The sequence below is a fragment of the Candidatus Omnitrophota bacterium genome (assembly GCA_003598025.1).
GTDB lineage: Bacteria > Omnitrophota > Gorgyraeia > Gygaellales > Profunditerraquicolaceae > Profunditerraquicola.
The window spans coordinates 137,285-157,527 of sequence record QZKH01000006.1 but is presented as its reverse complement, the minus strand read 5'-3'; the positions used below and the strand labels follow the sequence as shown (position 1 = coordinate 157,527).

Annotated in this window: 19 protein-coding genes and 2 tRNA genes; all 21 read right to left on the bottom strand. The window is 41.5% G+C overall.

The window, feature by feature from the left end; translation table 11 throughout:
• Nucleotides 1-621 carry a hypothetical protein gene (locus C4533_06080; protein RJP28262.1) on the bottom strand — a complete coding sequence of 207 codons (621 nt, stop codon included), beginning with the start codon at nt 619-621 and terminating at the stop codon, nt 1-3.
• 49 nt (nt 622-670) lie between these two features.
• On the bottom strand, nt 671-1,474 hold the full coding sequence (gene otsB, locus C4533_06075) for a trehalose-phosphatase (GenBank protein ID RJP28037.1): 804 nt from the start codon (nt 1,472-1,474) through the stop codon (nt 671-673).
• Nucleotides 1,471-2,907 (bottom strand): trehalose-6-phosphate synthase, encoded by a 1,437-nt coding sequence (locus tag C4533_06070; protein RJP28261.1) that lies wholly within the window; start codon nt 2,905-2,907, stop codon nt 1,471-1,473. Before C4533_06070 ends, otsB begins: the two co-directional genes overlap by 4 nt.
• A gap of 59 nt (nt 2,908-2,966) precedes the next feature.
• A complete protein-coding gene (locus C4533_06065; GenBank protein RJP28036.1) occupies nt 2,967-3,269 on the bottom strand; it encodes a YggT family protein in 303 nt (100 codons plus the stop codon).
• Nucleotides 3,270-4,238 (bottom strand): mechanosensitive ion channel family protein, encoded by a 969-nt coding sequence (locus C4533_06060; GenBank protein ID RJP28260.1) that lies wholly within the window; start codon nt 4,236-4,238, stop codon nt 3,270-3,272.
• A 315-nt stretch (nt 4,239-4,553) separates the two neighbouring features.
• Nucleotides 4,554-4,940, bottom strand: a complete 387-nt coding sequence (locus C4533_06055; protein RJP28035.1) for a response regulator — start codon at nt 4,938-4,940, stop codon at nt 4,554-4,556.
• Nucleotides 4,941-4,955: 15 nt separating this feature from the next.
• Nucleotides 4,956-6,194 (bottom strand): [FeFe] hydrogenase H-cluster maturation GTPase HydF, encoded by a 1,239-nt coding sequence (gene hydF, locus C4533_06050; GenBank protein RJP28034.1) that lies wholly within the window; start codon nt 6,192-6,194, stop codon nt 4,956-4,958.
• On the bottom strand, nt 6,187-7,245 hold the full coding sequence (hydE, locus tag C4533_06045; GenBank protein ID RJP28033.1) for a [FeFe] hydrogenase H-cluster radical SAM maturase HydE: 1,059 nt from the start codon (nt 7,243-7,245) through the stop codon (nt 6,187-6,189). Before hydE ends, hydF begins: the two co-directional genes overlap by 8 nt.
• Nucleotides 7,238-8,629, bottom strand: a complete 1,392-nt coding sequence (hydG, locus tag C4533_06040) for a [FeFe] hydrogenase H-cluster radical SAM maturase HydG (GenBank protein ID RJP28032.1) — start codon at nt 8,627-8,629, stop codon at nt 7,238-7,240. The genes hydE and hydG overlap by 8 nt, the downstream gene beginning before the upstream one ends.
• A gap of 10 nt (nt 8,630-8,639) precedes the next feature.
• Nucleotides 8,640-9,128: an NADH-quinone oxidoreductase subunit NuoE gene (gene nuoE, locus C4533_06035; protein ID RJP28031.1), complete on the bottom strand. Its 489-nt coding sequence runs from the start codon at nt 9,126-9,128 to the stop codon at nt 8,640-8,642.
• Nucleotides 9,129-9,144: 16 nt separating this feature from the next.
• A complete protein-coding gene (locus C4533_06030) occupies nt 9,145-10,923 on the bottom strand; it encodes a 4Fe-4S dicluster domain-containing protein (protein ID RJP28030.1) in 1,779 nt (592 codons plus the stop codon).
• A 13-nt stretch (nt 10,924-10,936) separates the two neighbouring features.
• Nucleotides 10,937-12,748, bottom strand: a complete 1,812-nt coding sequence (gene nuoF / locus C4533_06025) for an NADH-quinone oxidoreductase subunit NuoF (protein RJP28029.1) — start codon at nt 12,746-12,748, stop codon at nt 10,937-10,939.
• A 33-nt stretch (nt 12,749-12,781) separates the two neighbouring features.
• Nucleotides 12,782-13,138: a (2Fe-2S) ferredoxin domain-containing protein gene (locus C4533_06020; GenBank protein ID RJP28028.1), complete on the bottom strand. Its 357-nt coding sequence runs from the start codon at nt 13,136-13,138 to the stop codon at nt 12,782-12,784.
• Complete coding sequence (locus C4533_06015; protein RJP28027.1) at nt 13,132-15,018, bottom strand: HAMP domain-containing protein; 1,887 nt, start codon at nt 15,016-15,018, stop codon at nt 13,132-13,134. Before C4533_06015 ends, C4533_06020 begins: the two co-directional genes overlap by 7 nt.
• Nucleotides 14,951-15,601: a redox-sensing transcriptional repressor Rex gene (locus tag C4533_06010; protein RJP28026.1), complete on the bottom strand. Its 651-nt coding sequence runs from the start codon at nt 15,599-15,601 to the stop codon at nt 14,951-14,953. Before C4533_06010 ends, C4533_06015 begins: the two co-directional genes overlap by 68 nt.
• 148 nt (nt 15,602-15,749) lie before the next feature.
• Nucleotides 15,750-16,169: a hypothetical protein gene (locus C4533_06005; GenBank protein RJP28025.1), complete on the bottom strand. Its 420-nt coding sequence runs from the start codon at nt 16,167-16,169 to the stop codon at nt 15,750-15,752.
• 155 nt (nt 16,170-16,324) lie between these two features.
• Nucleotides 16,325-16,409 (bottom strand) — tRNA-Ser (locus C4533_06000).
• Nucleotides 16,410-16,574: 165 nt separating this feature from the next.
• A tRNA-Ser gene (locus C4533_05995) sits at nt 16,575-16,660 on the bottom strand.
• Between the two features lie 106 nt (nt 16,661-16,766).
• Nucleotides 16,767-18,782, bottom strand: coding sequence for a hypothetical protein (locus C4533_05990; GenBank protein ID RJP28024.1), 2,016 nt, complete (start codon nt 18,780-18,782; stop codon nt 16,767-16,769).
• A 15-nt stretch (nt 18,783-18,797) separates the two neighbouring features.
• Nucleotides 18,798-19,721, bottom strand: a complete 924-nt coding sequence (locus tag C4533_05985; protein RJP28023.1) for a hypothetical protein — start codon at nt 19,719-19,721, stop codon at nt 18,798-18,800.
• Nucleotides 19,722-19,839: 118 nt separating this feature from the next.
• The gene (locus tag C4533_05980) at nt 19,840-20,238 is read right to left on the bottom strand and encodes a DUF1018 domain-containing protein (GenBank protein RJP28022.1); all 399 of its coding nucleotides are present in this window, start codon (nt 20,236-20,238) and stop codon (nt 19,840-19,842) included.
• Between the last annotated feature and the right edge of the window lie 5 nt (nt 20,239-20,243).

Here is a 20,243-nt window from a genome sequence, read left to right as displayed (position 1 = left end):
TCACTTTATCTTTCTTTCAACCATAGCTACAATTTTACGCCTAAGGTCTTCAAGTGTATACGTGTAAGGGTCAAGGCGTGAAATCCCATCTGCCAGCTCTTTATCCCCCAAGGAAGTATCTATCCAGTAAGAAAAATCATTGGCCTTCTTTTCAAGCCTGAGCCTTGCCTCAAAAATATGGAAATAAATCGAATCTATTGTTATTTTTTTAAGGATCTCAGCAAATTCTTTTAGATTTGCGGCAATATAATTAGTGGGAAAGACAAAACTTACTGATTTTGCAAAATGGAATTCCTCGCCCTTGTGCGCAAACCTTAGTTTTGCAGTCGGGTCTTCTTCGAGGTAATTTTCAATCGTTTCAATGATTTTCTCGCGCAGGCTGCGTATGGTCGGGTATTGTATGGTATCAACGCTGGCCAGCCTCTCTCCCAAATCATCCTCTCCGAGTATCTCTACGGCCCAATAAGAAAAATCATTCGGCGGTTCAGGAGAAAATTGCTGATGCTGCTGCAAAAACCTGTGTGTATGATGATATATGCTCGAACCGGGGACTTCTTTGATTAAATTAAGCAGCTGCGTCAGGGTTGAGGCCCTAAAACCTGTAAGCTCGGTAAGATGCAGCCTTGTATAAAACCTGAATGGTTCTTTTGCTGCGGTTATTTCCGGCATGTTAAGCGCCCTCCAAAAACTTGATAATTTCTTTCAAAAAATGCTTAACCTGGCCAACGTTTCTAAGATAATATTTTGCAGATGACATTTTAGGTTTTCCGATGAAAATAGTCAACCCTTTATTTTTTAGCGTCTGGAAAGCATCTTCATCAGTCAGGTCATCACCAAGATAAATAGGAATGGCCATTTTAGCCCCAAAGCTAAAAAACTTCCTGCTCAAAAGCCAGGATACAACCTTTCCCTTATCCCAACCATTCGGAGGCATTACCTCAAAAACCTTCTTGCCATATCTGATCTTTATCTTACCCTTTATAAGATAAACCATCACGACTTCATAGAACGCCTTCTTGATAGCTGATAAAGCGCTTTTTGACGCCAGTCTGTAATGAATACCCAGAGAATATTCCTTGTCCTCTAAAATTGCCCCTTTAACACCGTTAAACTTCTTGTGTAACTTCCTCTTTATACTTTCAAGCATGCGCCTGTATCCATAAGGTATAGAACCATGGAATTTGATCTTAGGACCCTCGATCTCAAAGCCATGGTTTCCGGAATATATGATACCACGGATCCCTATTATATTTTTGATATCTTCCAAGCTTCTTCCGCTTATAATAGCCAGTTTACAATCCAACATGCCCGAAAGCTTTTCAAGCAGTGCCTTAACATCATGCGGTATTACCGCAAGCCTAGGAGTTCTCTTAATAGGGCAAAGCGTTCCGTCATAATCAAGCAGCAGAATTATCTTTTTTCCCCTTATTTTATCCTTAAATTGACGCCAATTACTTAATAAATATTTCACTATTCTTTAAATTCAAATTTAAGCAGCTCAGAGAGCACTTTGCCGGCCCATCGGAAGATATTATACTGGGAGATATGCTGCCTCATTTTAGACATTCTTCTTTTCTGCTCTTCTGTGTTTAGGCTTAAAGCCTCAAATATTTTTTCGCTGAATTGCTCGCGGTCATAAGGGTTGACCAGTATTGCGTCGGTAAGCTCTCTGGATGCGCCGGTAAACTGGCTAAGGACAAGTACCCCCTGTTCATCAGAACGGCTGGAAATAAATTCTTTTGCCACTAAGTTCATGCCGTCATGCAAAGAACTTACGATACAAACACTGCCCATCCTGTAAAATGCCAGGGCTTCAGAAAAAGAAAGGTGCCTTCTGACAAGCACTATCGGCTTCCAGGTGTCTGTTGAATGCCTCCAATTGATCTGCTCAACCAAAGCATTAATCTCATCATTAAGCTGTTTATACCTTGGAATATGTATTCGGCTGATCTCGCCCATCTGCAAAAATAATATTTTTTCTTTAAGTTCAGGGTGCCTCTCCAGCAGAGCATCCATAGCAAGGAGCCTTTCCGGGATCCCCTTGGTATAATCAATCCTGTCTAAGCCCAATATTATTTTATATCCTTCAAGGGAATATTCCTGGCGCAATTCTTCTTGGATGCTTTTGACTAAGGATGAATTTGATGCCATACTAATACCATCAAAATCGACGCTTATCGGATAAGGCCTGATCAGAGTTTCGTGCCCTGATTTAATTACGGAAAATCTTTCCCTGTCAATCTTGCTCTCGATCTCCCTGTCAATAACATCGATAAAATTATCACAATGATAACGTATATGGAATCCCAAAAGATCATTGGCCAAAAGCCCCTCAAGAAGCTCTTTCTTCTGCGGGCATATCCTGAAAGTTTCTTGATTAGGCCATGGGATATGCCAGAAATGCGTAATTATCAATTGGTTGGGAGCCATCTCTTTCAGGTATTTAGGCAGCAAGCATAAATGATAATCTTGTATCCATACAAATGCCTTCTTATTCCCTATCTCATCAATAACGGCTTTGGCAAATTTTTTATTTACTTCCTTATAGCATGACCAATCATTCTCCCTGAACACCGGCCTCTGGAAAGCCATATGGCAAAGCGGCCATAATGCTTCATTGGAATAGCCGTAATAATATCCGTTCTCCTCTTCTTTGGTGAGCCAAACTCTCTTTAAAACATAAGCAGGGTTTTCAGGAGGGACCATTAACTTACCGTTAGTATCCGCTACTTTACGGTCAGCCTCTCCATTACCAAATGCCACCCAAATCCCCTTGCATGCCTGCATGACCGGATCAAGGGCAGTTATGACGCCTCCTGCACCGCGCTGATATGTAATTTTGCCTTTTTTATAAATATGAATGTAGGGCTGGCGGTTAGAAACTACTATAAAGCAATAATCCGCCATCTTTTCCTTAATCAGTTCTTGCAAACTTTCCTTACTCCACATACTGCCTCTCCTTCTCGCTAACCCAACCTTAAAGAAAGGTCAAAAAGGCTTTTGACCAAAAAAGACTGGATGAAGATAATCAGTAAAAATGCGATTATTGGTGAAATATCAATTCCAAACTTCAGACCTAATGGGAGCATTCTCCTGATCGGGTTTAAAATGGGCTCGGTTACCTTATACAGAAACTGGACTATCGGATTTAATGGGTCGGGGTTTACCCAGCTTATCAACGCACGTATCAATACCATCCAATACAAGGCTGTAAGCAGCATATCCGTTACCCTGGCTAAACTAGCTAAAAAGTTAGATAATATAAACATTTATGCTTCTGCCTTTTCTTGGCTGTAATTTATGGCCCTTATCGGATAAGGGATATTAATATGCTCTTTAGCATATCTTTCATGGAGTTTCTTTATGAATTCATGCTTGACCAGATATTGGTCAACAAACTCCCGGCATCTTAAAATAACAGTAAAACCAATGCTGAAATCTCCGAAGGTGTGATATCTTATAAAAGGTTCGAATCCGGGGACTCCTCCGTTAACCTCTTTCATTATCTGGCTTGCCACTTCACAGGTGATTTTTTCAACTTTTTTAAGATCGCTTCCATAGTGCACTCTGACTTCTATTAAAACTGCCATCTCTGTATCGGGTAAGTAAAAGTTAGTAATAATTGCCTGGGCGAGCTTTGCATTCGGCACCAGTACCACGTTATTAGGCAGCATCCTTATTTTAGTTGTACGCCAGTTTATATCGATGACATAGCCTTCCTGTCCGCTATCCAGCTTTATATAATCTCCTATTCTTACTTGCCTGGATATGGTGATATGGAAACCTGCGAATAGATTAGAAAGGGTATCTTGTAATGCTAAGGCTACTGCTAAGCCGCCGACGCCAAGAGTAGCAAGTATGGGGGTAATGGATATCCCAAGACCGTTAAGAATTACAAGTATGCCGATTATAAATATAATTATTCTGCTGATATTCTGGGTAAGGGATGTTATCGGCAGGGTTCCGGCTATTTTATTGGCGTAAACCTGGATTATCCTAGCAATTATATTAGCTAAGACAATAGTCACTGAGGCAATGCCTAAGACCACCAATATTTTACTTGCAATATGCGTTGCGCCTTCCGGCAAATCTGAGAACTCCAGTGCGAAATATATACCAAACATCATGCACCAAATGATAAATGGTGTTTTCGTTGATGAAATAATGATGTCGTCAATCTGCGACCTGGTATTACGGGCAAGACGGCTAAGCTTGCTAAATACTATAGATCTTAGCATATAGCCGGTAATAATGCTTGCTAAGAAGATAACCGCCGGGCCAAATAACTTCAGAATAACAGGAAAATCCAGGTTGAAATTCATATGGTACCTCTCTTATGGTTGTTTCGGTATTTTGGTAATGAACTGTGGTTGTCTTGGATTTTTCGCAAGCGGAGATGTTCAAAAGAATAAGCCAAACTATTACTGTTTTATTATGTAATAATTTGGCTTATTTGTCAAGCTGTGAAAAATAAAATAAAGCTTTAAGGCCTAAACAGGTTAAGAAAATCCTCGCCTGAAACAAAACTATTTTGTTTACAATCTGTTAGAATATTATGCCTTTACGTATTTCTCGATTTCAGACAATAATATATCCGGCTTGACAGGCTTCTCCAATACTGCTTTTACGGGCAGCCAATCATTATCGGCCTCAAAACTAAAAGGCAGGTTCATATCTTTCTTGATACCGGTTATTATAATAACCGGTATTTTATTTAAATCCTTGGAGCTCTTAAATTGCTGCGCCAGATCAAAGCCTTCTGTCTTGGTTGTCATCATGACGTCAAGCAGTATCAAAGAAGGTTTTATTGACTTGGCTTTATCCAAACCGTCTTTACCATTGGCTGAGGTAGAGACAGAATAACCTTTAGCTTCTAACAGCATAGAAATAGCCTCTCTAAAATCCGCATCATCATCAATAATAAGTATCTTACCCGGCATTACTTCCTCCTTTTATTAATGGGACGATAATTCCCTGTTTTTATTTTCAATCTTAACGAGACCTTTTGAAAAAGGCTGCAGTATCCGGTCTAAAATCCCGGAAAAATACGCGATTATTATACCATAGTTTGTTATTGGTACATTCTCTTTTTTTGCCCGCTCTATCCTATACAATAACTCCCTGCGGTTTATCATGCACCCCCCGCAGCTTATTATCAGGCTGAAACGCTTAATGTCCTCGGGGAAATCACCGCCTGCAGAAACTTCAAAATGCAGGTCTTTTTTTGTCTTATTGAGTAACCATGTGGGTATTTTGGTCCTGCCGATATCCTCGGCCTGGACGTGATGCGTGCAAGCCTCGGAGATAAGCACCTCATCCCCGTCTTTTAATTCTTCAATCGCATATACGCCCTCAATAAACGCATTCAAATCGCCCTTATGCCTTGCAAAGACCGTTGAAAAAGATGTCAGCGGGATATCTTGAGGCAGGATATCTTTAACAGTATCGAATACCTGCGAATCGGTTATAACGACTTTGGGTTTATCCTTAAGTGCTTTTATTGCTTGGCCCAGTTCCGTTTCTTTAGTTACATATGCGATAGCGTTCCTGTCAAGCACATCCCTCATTACCTGAACCTGAGGCAGGATAAGCCTTCCCTGCGGCATAGCGCTGTCTATGGGGCAAACCAGGACAACGGTATCTCTTTCCTCTATAATATCGGCGACCAACGGCACCGGTGACCAGTGGGCGGGCGCTAATTCCATTATCTTTTTTTTAAGCTCATCTATACCTGTGCCTAATTTTGAGCTGGCTTCTATATATTCATAACCCTTTGCCTGCAGATAAATGACAGCATCCCGGCCATCCAGTTCGCATTTGTTAACAACAAAAAGGAAAGGGAGTTTCTTCTGGATAAAGACCCCTACCAGCTCTTCCTCAAAATTATCTATTCTTGTATCCGGAGTTACAACTATTATTCCTACATCGGTTTTTCTTAATACCTTTTGCGTCTTCTTTACCCTTTCTTCGCCCAAAACCCCTTCATCATCTATACCGGCAGTATCGATTAACATACACGGCCCTATAGGCAATATCTCCATTGCCTTATATACAGGGTCCGTAGTAGTGCCGGCCACTTCCGATACTATAGCAATATCCTGATTAGTCACTGCATTGATAAGGCTGGACTTCCCGGTATTTCTTTTACCAAAAATGCCTATGTGCAGCCTGTTGCTTGCCGGGGTTTTATACATATGCTTCATCTTCCTTCTTTAAAGAATCGCCTCTGGAGAAATCCAAATGCCTGTTTATCGGTTTAACAAAATTATCCATACACTTTACGCAAATTGATCCGGAATCATCCAGGCATCTGCGATGCGGGTATAAATCATACAATTTCTTTACTCCGGCTGGAGTAAAATTCGGCATAAGCACATTTGCTCCGGATTTAAGCGCAGCTATCCTGTAATCAGCTTCCAGGCTGCCTAAAGCTGTGGTAGCAGGGATATGAGCCGTTTTAGTAACTATCCTGGTAAGGGCTATAGTTTTAAGGGTCAAAAACACCTCTCCCTGAAGTTCGGAAGATAGCCTTGTCTGCGGATGGGGTATAAAAGGACCTATACCTACCATATCCAAATTCATCTCTTTAAAAAATAATATATCCCCGGCAATAGATTCCAAGGACTGATCTTTAAGGCCGATAATATTTCCCGAACCTAATTGATAACCCAATTCCTTAAGCTGCATTAAACACCTGATGCGGTTATCAAAACTCATACCCGGATGCAGCCTTTCATACAGAGCCTTATCAGTCGTTTCTATTTTAAGCAGATACCTGTCTGCTCCTGCTTCTCTCCATAGCTTATATTCTTCAAAACTTCTTTCACCCACGCAAAGGGTCACGGCTATATTATAGTCTGATTTTATCCGGCATATCAGCTCATAAAGCCATGCTGCGTCTAATCCGTCGTCTTCCCCGGACTGTAAAACGATTGTCTTTATGCCGTTTGAGGCTACTTGCCTGGCTGCCTGCAGTACCTCCGGCATACTTAACCTGTATCTTTTTAAGGAAGTATTATTTTTATTCAACCCGCAATATAAGCATTCGTTCCTGCATATATTTGAAAACTCAACTATCCCTCTTACGAGTATGCCTTCCCCCATAAAGGCACTACGCAGGCGTTCGGCAAATAAAAAAATATCTTCTGCCCTTGCCCTGTCAAGCTTAAGCAACTCCACGATAATACTCCTATCGGGATGTTTCTGGCTGTATATTTCTTCTAATAAACCTACATATCTAGACATACTTATCTCTGATACCTCTGCTTACCTCTTCAAGAAAAGGGATAAGCTGTTTTTTGTCCTCTTCAGGCAAAGATTTACTGACTTCATCTATTAAAGCATACCCTTGGCTTCTAACATCACCGGTTGCAAAATCATCTAAATATTCCTTCAGCGTAACTAATGCATTTATACTGCACTTGCCTTTTATGTTACCCGGCTTTGCAAGGCTCATAAACGCCTTGCCGGTGCGCTCCTTCCTGTAACAGGCGGCGCAAAAACTCGGTATCGATTTCTTCTCGATCAGCAATTTTACCATGTCATTCAGGCTGCGGTTATCGCTAAGGACAAATTGGCCCCCGCTATCTGTATCTTTATCAGCCCCCGGCTCCGCATATCCTCCCGGCGAAGTCCTTGAAGCTGCGCTTATCTGCGAAACGCCGAGATTAAACAACTCATCTCTCATCTTTGGGCTCTCCCTGGTCGAAAGTATAATCCCTGTATAGGGAACAGCCAGCCTGATTATTGCTACGAGCTTTTTAAACTCTAAATCACTGACCTTATATCTGCTGGAATCGAAGAATTCAGTTCCTAGAGCAGGTTCGATCCTTGGCACGGATATAGTATGAGGCCCTACCCCGAATTTCTGCTCAAGGCATGCAATATGTGTTAATAGCGCCAAAGTCTCAAACCTGTAATCATACAAACCATATAATACCCCAACGCCGATATCCTCAATACCTGCGGCAAACGCCCTTTCTATTGCCTCAATCCTATTATCAGGATCGCTCTTGGGGCCTTTTGGATGGAGCTGTAAATAAGTCTTATGATGATATGTTTCCTGAAAAAGCTGATAAGTCCCTATACCTGCGTCTTTTAATTTCCTGAACCCGTCTATACTTAATGGAGCACAATTAATGTTCACTCTTCTGATATAATTATTATTGAACCTGGCTGAATATATGGTCTTTATTGAATCTACGTAATAATCCGCATCCTCTTTCCCCCCGGGCTCGGATGAAACAACCAAGACTCTTTTATGCCCCATCTTCAAAAGGACCCTGGCCTGCTCAGAAATCTCTTCCTGATTAAGTTTTCTTCTTTTTATTGTCTTATTATCCGCCCTGAAAGCACAATAAGCGCAATAATTGCTGCAAATATTATTGATATAAAGAGGCGCAAACAACACAACCCTGCTACCGTAAATCTCATTTTTCACCCTTGAGGCAGCATCAAATAGCATAGATGTGCTTTTTTGGCCCTCCACAGATAAAAGTTTAGCTACCTCATCAAGCTCCAGGCGTTTCAAAGAGACACTTTTAGCAAGGATACTCTCAATCTCCTGGGTTGATACGGACTTTGCGCCTGAAAGTTGCGTGTATATTTTTTCCTCATTGATATATTTCATCGGTAAAAACCTATCCTTTTTTACGGTATTCCTTTAAAATAGATACTACTTTTTCAGGATTAAGTTCTCCGTGTATCTTGCCGTTAATCATTATTACCGGAGCAAGGCCGCATGCGCCCAAACATCTGGCTACCTGCAGAGTAAAAAGCTTATCTTCGGTAGTCTGATCTATATCTATATTTAGCTCTTTTTTTATTGCCTCCAGCACATCATTAGCCCCCTTGACATAGCAGGCAGTACCTAGACATATGGAAATAACATATTTGCCTATCGGCTCAAGGTTAAAATAATGATAAAATGTCGCTACGCCCCAGATATGGGCAGTCGGGATACTCATCCCTTGAGCAACTTCATCCATTATCTCTTTGCTTAAATACCCATAAAGCCCCTGGGCTTTATGCAATATGGCTATAAGCTGCGATTCAGGGTAATCCCTGTTCTTGCAATCGGCAATAAAATCTTTCAACTCCTGTAATTTTGTATCCTGGCTTGCTATCATGTATGGCTTCCTTTCCTTATCTTATATGCGCTGTGGACGGTATTATCCCCTTGGGCTCTTTTGCCTTATAATGCGTATGCAATAATTTGTGCGAAACAGGCCCAAGCGGCCTTCCGAGAAATTCTTTATAGATCCTCTGAATATCCGGATTTTCGTAACTTCGCCTTATTGTCCTTGAGCGGTCCAGGCCGTATAATGCTTCGGCTCTTTTCTTAAGGCATTCTTCATCAAGCGGTATAGAGTTAGAGCTGGCATATGGCTGGCCCCCTCCTCCGATACATCCTCCCGGACAACCCATTATTTCAATAAAATGATAGCGTCCCGGCTCCTTACGCACTATATCAAGAAGGTCACAGGCATTGCCCAGGCCATGAGCGACAGCGACCCTTATTTCATTTCCATCCATAACAAGCTTACCTTCTTTTATACCCTTAAAACCTCTTATGTCATTGACTTCTATATCCATAAGCGTTTCCCCGGTATATAACTCATAAGCTGTCCTGATAGCGGCCTCCATTACGCCTCCGGTAACTCCGAATATCACACCTGCCCCTGAAGACAATCCTAACGGAGTATCAAAATGCTCCGGCTTGATATTAAGAAAATCAATACCTGCAGATTTTATCATCCAACCTATCTCGCGTGTAGTTATCACCATATCTGTTGTCTGCATGCCATCAACCGATAATTCCGGCCTTTGGGCTTCATATTTTTTTGCCGTGCAGCACATTATTGCCACAGATAATATCTTTCCGGGGTCGGCTTTGATCTTTTTTGCAAAATATGTTTTAAGCAGGGCGCTCATCATCGACATTGGAGATTTACATGTAGATATATTATCGATAAGGTCAGGATAAAACTGCTCCACACATTTCATCCAGGCGCTTGAACATGAAGTAATCATCGGGAGTTTACCCTTGCCCTGTATTCTTTCCAGGAACTCATTGGCTTCTTCCATAATTGTAAGGTCGGCGGAAAACTGCGTATCAAAAACATAATCAAAACCCAGCCTTCTTAAAGCCGCTGCCATCTCCCCTTCCATTATTCTGCCGGGTTCAAGCCCGAAAGCTTCACCGATAGCAGCCCTTACAGAAGGAGCTATCTGAGCGATTTTAATTATCGAATCATCGTTAAGCTTATTAAACAATTCCTGCGTGTGGTTTTTCTCAACAAAAGCTGCCGTAGGACAGACATTAATACACTGGCCGCAGGTGGTACAGACACTTTCTTTAAACGGCATATCATAAGCCGGGATCACAACTGTTTTAAATCCCCTATGTGCATACTGGATTGCGTTTGCCTTCTGAATCTCAGAGCACATACGCACGCATCTTCCGCAAAGGATGCATTTATCAGGATCCCTGATAACAGAAGTAGAAGAAAGGTCCTTATCGTAATGTTTTCTCTCCCCCTCAAAATGGCGTTTGCGTATCCCCATTGCATAAGCAAGCCTTTGCAATTCACAAATTCCGTCTCTTTCGCACGTATGACAATCCTGAGGATGGTTATCAAGTATCAGCTCGACTATATCACGCCTGGCTTTACGTAATTCATTTGTATCGGTGTATATCTTCATGCCTTCAGATACCGGAAAAGCACAAGATGCTATGTAATTCTTCGCGCCTTCTACCTCTACAATACAAACCCTACAGGCGCCTTCAATAGATAGCTTAGGATGATAACAAAGGCGCGGGATCTTAAAGCCTACGCTGTCGGCGGCCTGCATGACAGTCTGATTATCGTTAACCTTATAAGGTTTATTGTTAATATATATAGTTATGATTCTCTTTTCCATAATTAATAGCTCCTTAAGATTTCACCACAGCGCTGAATTTACAAGCCTCAAAACAGCGCCCGCATTTTATACATTTATCCTGGTTTATTGAATGCAGCTGTTTTAAACTGCCTGTTATGGCCGAAACAGGACAGGCGCGCTTACAGGCACCGCAACCGATACATTTTTCGATAATAGTATAACTGACCAAATTAACACACTCTCTCGCCCTGCATTTTTTTTCTTTTATGTGTTCTTCGTACTCCTGCCTGAAGTTCTTAATCGTGCTTAATACCGGATTAGGAGCAGATTGTCCCAATCCGCACAATGAAGCCTTCTTTATCATGCTACCTAAGCGTTCTAACTTATCGATATCATCTTCTGCTCCGTTACCCTGGCTGATCCTGTTTAAAATCTCTAACATCCTTTTTGTCCCTTCCCTGCAGGGAGTGCACTTGCCGCAAGATTCATTCTGCGTAAACTCAAGGAAAAATTTTGCCATCTTGACCATGCATGAATCTTCATCGATTACGATCATCCCTCCTGAGCCCATAATAGAGCCGGCAGCAGCAAGGGATTCATAATCTATCCTGGTATCAAGATAATTTTCCGGCAGGCACCCTCCTGAAGGACCTCCGGTCTGCACTGCCTTAAATTTTTTATTATTCGGTATACCTCCCCCTATATCGAATATTATTTCACGCAAAGTTGTCCCCATGGGCACTTCTACTAAACCGGTGTTTTTCACCTTGCCTGCCAAAGCAAAAACTTTTGTTCCTTTGCTTTTTTCTGTCCCTATAGAACTAAACCATTTGGCGCCGTCAAGTATTATGACCGGAATATTTGCCCATGTCTCGACGTTGTTTATCAATGTCGGCTTACCAAAAAGCCCTGAAATTGAAGGATAAGGCGGCCTGGGCCTGGGCATACCGCGGCAGCCTTCAATCGAATGGATAAGCGCGGTCTCTTCCCCGCAAACAAATGCACCGGCGCCCAGTCTTATCTCAATATCAAATGAAAAATCAGACCCTAAAATATTCTTTCCCAATAGGCCGTAGTCCCTGGCTAATGCAATCGCTTTTTCAAGCCTCTTTATAGCTAATGGATACTCAGCGCGTATATATATAATACCCCGGCTTGAACCTATTGCATAACCGCCGATTATCATGCCTTCGATCACTGTATGAGGATCTCCTTCTATAGCGCTTCTGTCCATGAATGCTCCGGGGTCTCCTTCATCTGCATTACAAATGACATATTTTGCATCTCCCTGCGCCTTAGACGTAAACTCCCATTTTAAGCCTGTGGCAAACCCCGCTCCGCCTCTTCCGCGCAAGCCGGATTTCTTGACTTCGTCTATGACCTGCTGCGGGCTCATGTCGGTAACGACTTTTGCAAGAGCCTCATAACCTCTCAACGCAATATAATCATCAATATTCTCGGGATCAATGATGCCGCAGTTTCTTAGGGCGATCCTCATCTGCTTGCCGAAGAATGCAATATCGCCGAAGATCCTGAAGAACCTGTTATATAGATGATCTTCATCTATGACTAACCTCGATACGGGACGGCCATTCAAAAGATGATTCTCTACTATTTCCGGGATATCTTTTTCATGCACCGAGCCGTACATGGTATAGCCGGGATTTACGATCATTATCGGGCCTTTATCGCACATCCCCAAGCAGCCGGAAAGCTTGATTTCTACCGCATTATGTATACGGTATTTATCAAGCTCTTTCTGGATAATCGTTTCGAGGTCCTTGGATTTCTTATGCATGCATGTAGGGCCGTCGCATAATGTTATTACGAACTTATCGGGCTTCTTTGTTTTTTGCTTGATCATGTAATTGCCTTTCTTATGCTGATTATAATCAGATTATTTGATGACCCATTCTTCTATAATTTCGCCTTTTTTAAGATGGCGTTCAATTATATCTTTCGCCTTTTCCCTGTTTACCTTGCCATATTTTACGGGGATCCTGCCTTCCTCAACTACCTCTACGGTCGGCTCGAGATTGCATCTACCGGCGCAACCCTTCTTGCTTAAATAGACATCCGGCAGGCCATTCTTTATGGCACTCTCAAATACTTCCATTACTTCGCTTGAGCCTGCGGCTATTTCACAAGTAGCCATACCGACATACACTCTCTTCGTAGAAAGATACCCTTTACCTATTATCCGGTTAATAGCTTCTGCCCGCATTTTCTTGATTCTTTGTAATGGCGTTAACATTGATTATCCTCCTTTTGTATCTCAAAAATAAAAGAATTCCCCTGGCTTCCAGGACGCACTTCGATAGATCCCCCGTGCTGCTCAATTATTTGCCTGGTTATAAACAACCCCAAGCCGGTGCCTTTTGAGCTCCGCGTCTGGGCGTTATCCAGCCTTGAAAAACGCCTGAAAAGTTTGTCCACATCCTCCGCTGATATAGGATATCCGTCATTATATACTTCGATACTTATAGAGTTGGCATCGACTTTGCTACTCAGTATTATTCTACCGTTATTCTTGCCGTATTTTATAGCATTGCTGATCAAATTATTCGCCACAATAAGCATGAGGTCTCTGTCTAAAACCGCCTTCAGATTGTTTTCTATATTATCCACGATATTGATACCGGCTTCATTTATCTGCTTCTGAAACGTCTCCAAAGAAACATCAAAAATTTCTTCCTTCAGCAATACCTCTGATTTATTCACTGTCATTTCGCCTTTTTCTATCCGGCTCAGGCTCAAAAAGCTTCTTACCGTGGAATCAAGGTAGTCAAGATTCCTGGTTATTGAATTCAGCGCTTTCTGCTGCTTAAAATTCACCATACCCAAAAGCCCGTCACGGACTGTATATGTATTTAAAATAGTAGAAGACAATATCCCTTTTAGCTCGTGCGAAACAAAGCTGATTAAATCAAGATACCTTTTGTTTAGCGTTAACATCTTATCGTTAGAAAGCCTGAGCTCTTTATAGCTCTCATTCAATTTATCTGCCATATCGTTAAAAGATTCGGCCAGTTTGTTAAGCTCTGTTACGGAGGTGTCAGAAGTCACGTGCGAATCAAAGTTGCCAGCAGTAAACCTTTCTATTACATTGACTATGCCGGTAACAGGCCTGGAAATAACAGACGCCAGGAATATTGAGAACATCGAGACTAAGGCAACTGTGGAAATTAATATAAGTAAGAAAACTAACAGTATATTCCTGGCAAGGACATGGAAAGGTGCCTCCAGTAAACCCACATAGAGTATGCCTATTGTCCTTCCGTTTATATCCTTGATAGGCTCGTAAGCGGTAAGATACCAGTTATTGACGACAAAAGCCCTGTCCACCCAGGAAGAGCCGCCATTCATAACCCTGTCATATACGATCTTGGATACCCTGGTGCCAACCGCCCTCTGGCCTTTGTTATTCAGGACATTTGTAGTTATTCTTATATCATCATAGAAAATAGTTACGGTACCCAGCGGCTTGTCCTTATATAGCTTATTCTCAAATACCAGGTTCCTGATCTTATCAACCAATTCAAAATCCCTGTTTATTATTTTACCTGCGTAAATCACCCTCCTTCCATCTGACAGAGGACGCGCATACTCAATTGCCATGGCGTTTTCCAGGGTATTTATGGTTTGAGGCCCTGCCTTAAGCGTAAATATAACGTCAATCTTTGACTTTTCATATAAGGGAGCGCCCATCTTTATCAATTCTTCTTTAGAAATGATCCTTATGCCTCCTGCCTTCTGCCGTTTAAAAGCCGCATCCAAAATTCCATCACCGGAATCAAACCTGGAAGCTTGATCCACGACAAAGATATAATCAAAACCGAGCTTGTTTTTTATCTCATTAAGGTTATCTGAAGCAGACACAATATCAAGCATCTTACCCATCAAATTTACTTCATCATACAATACCATCCTTGCCGCCTTGAGGCTCTCCTGCACCTGGCGTTGTGACCTCTTTATTATATCGTTCTTAATTACTCCGTAACCAAGGATAGCAATGCATATGCTGAATGAGAAAATCACCAGCAGAAAAGACCAAAGTAGGGTTTTCTTAAGGGTTCTTGGTTTCATAATTATTTCTTGCGGTTTTTTCTGTGGCATGTACATAATAAACGACATTTTCAAGCTCCGATGCCAGGTTAATGTTGTTAATTACAATGTCATCGCTGGCCCTTAACCTTATAGGGGCAAAATTTAAAACTCCTTTTATCCCGGCAGAAGCAAGGATATCCAATACTTGCTGCGCAGCTATCTCGGGCACGGCAATAATGCCTATGTTTATATTATTGTTCTTTATGAAATCTTTGAGCTCCTCCAGGGGTAAAACAGGTATCTTAGTTTCTTTATGGTATTTCGAAGGGTCAATATCAAATGCAGCCACTATTTCAATGCTCTCTTTCTCAAAACCTTTATAATTCATCAAAGCTGTGCCGATATTACCGGCTCCGACAATTATTACCTTCTGTATTTTATTTGTACCGAGTATGGAGTTAAGGCTTTCAAGTAAAGCATCGATCTGATATCCGCCCCTCTTATTACCTGTTGAAATGGCAAAAAGAGAAAAATCCTTTCTTACTTGAGCCGGAGTTACCCCAACAGCGTCAGCAAGATTATCCGAGAACACCTTAACAAATCCAAGCGATTTCAGCCTAAAAAGCGCACTTTTGTATCTTGATAGCCGATTTATTGTGCTTTTACTCATAGTTTTTGCTCCTTTCATCACAATAACTATAGTAAATATACCATATGTTCATGGTTTGTCAATATTTTTTGTGATTTATTTCACTAAAATATCTAAAAAAATAGGGCATCTCTGCCCCCTTTATATCGCACTTTCTATGAACTATGAACTAACTTACCTTTAACACCCAAATCCCCATAACCACCAATGTAACACCAATAAATTTAACCGGAGTAAAACTTTCATTCAATAAAAGAATACCGAGAAGAAATGAAATAAAAGGGTAGCTTCCGGAGATAGGAACGACTTTTGAAACATCGCCTTTCTTAAGCGCATTATAAAAAGCTATCTGTGCAACAAAACTAGCTAAAATTCCGGCTAGTATCAGGAAAATCTTCGAGCGGATATCAACTGATTTTATTTGCGCTGGCTTTAAGAAAAATAACAGTGAAAGCAGGCCTATCACTACCCCGATGCATCGATAGAACAATCCTACCAATGGATCGGTCCTAAGCAATCCTAATTTTTCAAGAAGCGGGACACACCCCCAAATAGCAGCAGCTAAGATTGCCCATAAAAATGCATTCATTAATAACTCCTTGTCGGGTCGTTTTACGCTCGCTTAAGTACCGTTTTAATTTTGCTTGTCGCATCTTGTAAGGTACTACGCTCGCTACGACCCTTGTCGGGTCGTTTTACGCTCGCTTAAGTACCGTTTTAATTTTGCTTGTCGCAAAATTAAAACGGAGAGACAGGGATTCGAACCCTGGGACCCTTGCGAGTCACACGCTCTCCAGGCGTGCCCGTTCAACCGCTCCGGCATCTCTCCATAATTTCTCAAATTTAATTTATACTCAGCAGCTCAAATACAAAAATGTTTAAGCGCAGAACTTATCGCTGCGCAGTCCTGGCATAGCACTTGTGTGTATTAAGAAAGAACGTAGTTGCTTCGAAGCCCCACCGTATTTTTTGCATGCATCAGGGCGAAGAAGAACGGAGGCGGGAGGATTCGAACCCCCGATCCCTTTAGGGGATAATCGCTTTCGAGGCGACCGCCTTCAACCACTCAGCCACGCCTCCAAGAATTTTGTATCGGTATTATGTCAGGCCCCCATCTTGCATCCAGGCCAGGATTTTAAATTTATCCTACAAATCAGCGCCTGTCAAACCATTTTCTTCTATCCGGCTAACCGCCGACATTAATAAAAGCAATAACTATCCCGCAAAATATCATCAAGGAGGCAAATATCAGCTTAGCATTATATACATAACAAGCTGACTCTTTGCCATTAACGATCAATTTTTTAATTTCGATAAAAGGAACTGGTGCACGCCGGTACCAACCGACTACCTCTGCCTCCTGATCTATGTATTTAGCTGCCCTTAGCAGTCCAAAAAAGAAATTTATTATCCCAAGAGGCTGACGGTAATCAAGAAAAATTATCCCGGTATCATCCTGGAGTACGAAATCTTCGGAGAAAATTAAGCCGGGGATACCTCTGCCTATAATCTTGCCTTTAACTTTACAAGGTACAGGCCGTATTGCAGATACCTTTATTTTACGCAATAGGCTATTTATAGTCATAGGGGAAAACTCCGTAGAAGAATAGCTATAAAAAACATTTATGAGGTATGCAATACCAACTATGAAAATAGCTACCCCGCTATAAAAATAGTTAACTTTAAGCACAATTAATGCCATCCCTGCTATTAAAGCCAATATTGGAAGGCCCTTAACAAAAATATCCAGCAAGAAATCATCCCAATAAGATTCAGGTCTACGCTCATTAAACTCAATATATGGCTCTCTGCCTAACACAACAGACTGGTTACTAAGATATTTTATTCTTTTAGCAATCAATGGATGCGTTGATTGTAATTCGTAATATGCTGCCCACGGATTCCAAAGATCCCATTTTGCAGCATCTCTCAATTTGTCTTTATCAACCTCCTGGCCCATGTTCCTGGCGCCGGAATGCCCGGCTATTGCTAATATATTAGCAGTTTTAGAATCAAATATGCCCATGGGGCCGATGGCATTGATATTTACATTTCTTTTTTCTTCCGTAATCCTGCTTTTAGACCTGTCGCTGCCTGCAAGGCCATAGCCTATTTTAACTAAAGCCGAAGCCAAATCATTAGGGTTTGCTGTTACTTCTCCGGAGAACCTATCGGCAAAATACTCTCTGATACGGGAAAACCACAGGACAACAAATTCGCTGATAATATAAAGCAGATATGAAATAAGCGCCATAGCCAGCCTGTAAGGTGCAGATTTATCATTACCCCTGCTTTTCATGCGTATCAAATTCCGGTAAATGTAATACATAATAAGAGGGACAAGCTGGGCAAGAGTCATTATCAGCATATCCCAATGCACGGCATGCCCGATCTCGTGGGCAACAACTGCCTCTGTTTCTTTTTCGCTAAGCAGGTCTAACAACCCCTGTGTCACAACAATTCTGGCATTATTTGGATGATGCCCATATGTGAATGCATTAGGGGAACCGTCTGCGATAATGCCCATGCGCGGAAAGTCGATGCCTTTTTGAGTACAAACTCGGCTTATAAAATTCTTTAAGTGAACCGGTAACTCATCCTGTCTTATCCACCTGACTTTATAAAATAATTTTAGTGAAAAATCCATCAAGAACGGCCCCAAAAGAAAATGGATAGCTACCGTTACAACCCCTATAAGTAAAGCAAATGAAGAAGGAATAAAACCAAACTCTACCAGTGCGATCAGAAACAGGCCAAGCAACGCATACATGCCGAATAAAACCATGCCTGAACGGACAGATAAATTAGGTAGCGGCAACAATATCCTGGAATGCGACTGAGCCGAAGCGCCAAACATAGTATCGTCAATATCAATCCTTACTTTTATACCGGGCAACTTATTTATCTCATCCCTGTCCAGCCATATTCCCTCTGTATCCGGGCAATAATCGATATGCAGGCCTTCCATAATCGCCAGTTCCAGCATCGGCTTGCCATTAACAGGAGAAATCCTTTCTGATGTTTTGCCCACTTTAACTGCCTCATCAATTTTAGCTTTCAAATATGATGGGACCTTTGTGAAATGATAAATCTCATCTTTATCCAGCCAAATCCCAAAACATTTAGGGCAAAAATCAACCTCTACTCCCTGCTTGGTAAAAACAGGCTCTAAATCTTTATCTTTGCAAATTGGGCATTTCACCTTGCGCCTCCTAACTTAATATTTCCAATCAGGATACCTCTCTGTGCCAAAATAGGCTTCAGGATAAAACTTCCTGACTACTCCGTCCGGGAAAAAGCTGAAAATACCAAAACCTTTCGGTTCAGCATCTATCTCTGCCTCAATACCGGACCTATCAAAATCTATCTTGCTTTTTATCATTTTCTGAAGATCAACAACCATAAGCCTTTCGGCTGTAGAATTCGGATGGCTTGAGGTATAGATTATGTATTTTGAATCAGGCGACCAGCAAACATACCTGTCTACTCCCAGATTACGGGTGACTCTCCTCCTGTTCTTACCATCCTTATCCATTAGATATATTTCCATGTTTCCATAATCACCGGAAACAGGCTCTTCACAGACAAAAGCGATCATAGAGCCGTCATTAGAATACGTCGGGGAAAAATCCTTATACTTATAAGTGGTAACTTGTTTTAACTGCGCAGTATTTAAATCAAATTTCCAGATATCGTCATTGCCTGAACGCTGAGAAGTGAATATTATAGTTTTGCCATCCGGTGAAAATTGCGGGTTAAAATCCATCCCTTCATAACTGGTTATTTGTTTAAGGCCTGAGCCGTCTATATTCATTACAAAAACATCGATGTTCTCCTTATAGTTTGCGCAGAACACGATCTGCTTTCCGTCCGGGGACCAATCAGGCGTATTGTGCCATTTGCCGCTGCTGGTAATTTGCTGCTGGTTTTTGCCGTCTTCATCCATTATAAATATTTCAGGTGTCCCGCTTCTATTGGATATAAAAACAATCTTTTTGCCATCCGGAGACCACTTTGGGCAATCATTCCAGAAAGGCCCGGAAGTAAGCTGACTTATTTCTTTGCTTGCCAGGTTAATAGTCCAAATATCATAATCGCCCTTTTTGCCTGAGGAAAAAACCACCTTACCTTTTATATCCATACTCCCTCCTTATTTATTATAATTTTATCATAGTTTTCCCAAAAAATTAACAAAAGAAAGCCAGGACCGTTTCTCCTGCCCCACAGAGAAGTGCCCCCGTTTGGGGACAGGTCTCGTTTTAGCTGTAGGATAAGCCCTTATTTTCATGTTCAATAATCGCTTTCAGGGAATAAATAAGATGATTGGCCTCTTTTTTGGGAAGAAAGTTAAGATTTGACTTGTGGTAATACTTCTGCATGAAGTTAATTAAATGCTGTTTACTCCACCCCAACTGTTCATAAGCAAGATGCTCTATGTATAACTTCTGTTTTACGGTAAGCCCAAATTTATTGACTTGATAATGCCGGCTACGGACAAAATAATTCATCAATCTCCTAAAAGCAGCCTCATCAAGGTCTTTAGCGCTGGTTACACCTGCTACGCCTTCTAAAATTTCCCTGTACTCCTCATCGCTTAAGCCTATCTCTTTCTTAACGATATGGATGACTGCCAATTTTTTGCTGTCAATGGGGCTCATATTTA